We start from the raw sequence: 2,637 nt of genomic DNA on the forward strand, positions 1-2,637 counted from the left end.
GATTACAATAACATCCCGGGAWGWACCTATTGCACACCAGAAATTGCTTCAGTAGGTTATACTGAAAAAGCAGCAAAAGCAGCAGGTTACGAATTAAAGATTGGTAAATTTCCATTCTCGGCATCAGGTAAAGCAAGCGCTGCCGGTGCTAAAGATGGTTTTGTAAAACTAATTTTCGATGCTAAATACGGAGAATTATTAGGTGCACACATGATCGGTGCCAACGTTACCGAAATGATTGCCGAAATCGTAGTTGCCCGTAAATTAGAAACTACTGGTCACGAAATGATTAAATCTGTTCACCCTCACCCTACCATGAGCGAAGCCATTATGGAAGCTGCAGCTGATGCATACGGAGAAGTGATACACTTATAAGGTAGAAGGTTTAAAGGCGGAAGGCATAAGGTGCCGCATCGATAAGCAAAACCAATATCATTTACAAAAACCCTTTAGTTAAAGCTGAAGGGTTTTTGTATTTTTAGCCAATTCCAGTCTTGATACTTGATACTAATTACTCGATACTAACTACTTGATACTAATTACTTGATACTACAAAAATGAAACTCCACACCATAAACACAGGCTTATTTAAATTAGATGGTGGCGCCATGTTCGGCGTTGTACCCAAGGCCATCTGGCAAAAAACAAACCCTGCTGATGCGAATAACCTTTGCACATGGGCCATGCGTTGCCTCTTAATTGAAGAAAGTAATCAATTGATTTTAGTGGATACCGGGATTGGAAACAAACAGGACGAAAAGTTTTTCAGTCATTATTACCTGCATGGGGATGACTCGATGGAAAAATCGCTGGCGCAATTGGGTTTCAGTACGACCGACATTACTGATGTTTTCCTCACACACCTTCATTTTGATCATGTTGGTGGGGCAATAGTAAGAGAAAACGAGAAACTGACACCAGCCTTTAAAAATGCACATTATTGGAGTAATGAAAAACATTGGCAATGGGCAGTAGCGCCAAATGCAAGGGAAAAAGCTTCTTTCTTAAAGGAAAACATCCTGCCGATCAAGGAAAGCGGACAACTTAAATTTATTGATGAAATAGAAAATATCGAATGGCAAAAAAATATCAACATCAGTTTTGCCTATGGCCATACCGATGCCATGATGTTGCCTAAAATCAGTTACAAAGGCAGAACCATTGTGTATATGGCCGATCTCTTACCTTCTGTAGGCCACCTTCCCCTGCCCTATGTAATGGCTTATGATATGTTTCCGTTAAAAACGTTGACTGAGAAACAAGCCTTTTTAGAAGAAGCCGTTAACAACAACTATATCTTATATCTGGAGCACGATCCAGTTAACGAATGCTGTACTTTACAAAGAACAGAAAAAGGAATCCGTGTGGCAGAAACTTTTAACCTGAGCGACATTTAAATGATCAGACCAGCCAAGCCTACAGATGCAGAAGAAGTTGTACCACTGATTATTCAGGCAATGGGCAAGCTGGCGAAGAAATTAACCAATGTAGAAGATGATGAAATCATTAATCGGATCTTTAAACATTTCTTCCAGCAAGAGAACAATCAATACAGTTACGAAAACACCTTGGTTTATGAAGATGGGGGCAAAATTCTAGGATCTTTAAATGCCTATGATGGCGAAAAACTCCTAAAGCTTCGTCAGCCATTTTTAGCGTACCTGGCTAAGCATTACCAGGCCAATAGCACCGATCAAGGCACCGAAACCCAAAGCGCGGAATTTTACCTCGATACCATTAGTGTTAATCCAAATGCTCAGGGAAAGGGAATAGGAAAACAGCTCATTAAAGCAGGAATTGATTGGGCTGAACAACTTGGCCACCACAACATCGGCTTATTGGTAGAGCAAAACAACGATCGGGCATTAAAGCTGTACCAAAATATGGGTTTTGCTATTCAAAATGAAAAGCAATTTATGGGCGGACTATACCATCATATGGTCTTTAAGATCAATTATTAGCGAATAGCTTATACATGAATAACCTATATAAATCGGCTTGACATATTTGCCTAATGACGCCTTATATTCCCTTACATTGCTTATATGGTTCATCATGCAATATACTTTCTGACAACTAAGTTATGTACTTGATTCAGCTGTTTACCATTTAAGGAATATAAGATCATTGTAGCTCATTTCTTTTAAACGGGCCATTTATAATTACTACGTTCTAAGAATTAAACCACTTTTTTTTCTTCTACCAATAGCAAACTAATGCATATAATGTTTTTATAACTCTTTTATTTTGGACCCGCCAAACGCTCCACGCCCAGCACTTCCAAAATTTATTTTCATTTTTATTTGTATTTAATCTAAATAATACCAATTTTTGTAACCGATGGAAAAAGCGTGTATCGATATTAATGAACTGGTTAACGTATTCTCAAATACCCATGGTTCTATTTATCAATCAGATAAATTAAACTGCTTTTATGTAGATTTTGGCGGCAAGTTTGCACGTTACAACTGCCTGTCGCTTCAAAAATTAAAAAAGGTTGTAGAAGATATTGATATTGAAGCACTCCTTTTAAACACCCACAAAGCCGATTTCGAACTGGTTACCTTTAATGGTTGCGAACACATCTATTTATTAAGTGCCTTAGAAATTATTGCTTTAAAAGATTTATTACAAGGT

General features: G+C 38.0%; 3 protein-coding genes and 1 pseudogene. All 4 read left to right on the plus strand.

The features are described 5' to 3' along the window. A pseudogene (locus tag AC1DND_RS25210) lies at positions 1–375 on the plus strand (dihydrolipoyl dehydrogenase); the annotation flags it as partial. A gap of 182 nt (positions 376–557) precedes the next feature. Beyond that, positions 558–1,397 (plus strand): MBL fold metallo-hydrolase, encoded by an 840-nt coding sequence (locus tag AC1DND_RS25215; protein WP_477585286.1) that lies wholly within the window; start codon positions 558–560, stop codon positions 1,395–1,397. Further along, positions 1,398–1,961: an N-acetyltransferase family protein gene (locus AC1DND_RS25220; protein ID WP_477585287.1), complete on the plus strand. Its 564-nt coding sequence runs from the start codon at positions 1,398–1,400 to the stop codon at positions 1,959–1,961. It abuts the gene before it with no gap. 379 nt (positions 1,962–2,340) lie between these two features. After that, the coding region (locus tag AC1DND_RS25225) for a hypothetical protein (protein WP_477585288.1) at positions 2,341–2,637 on the plus strand (297 nt) is incomplete at its 3' end.

Source organism: Pedobacter sp. 01N416 (assembly GCF_056399685.1).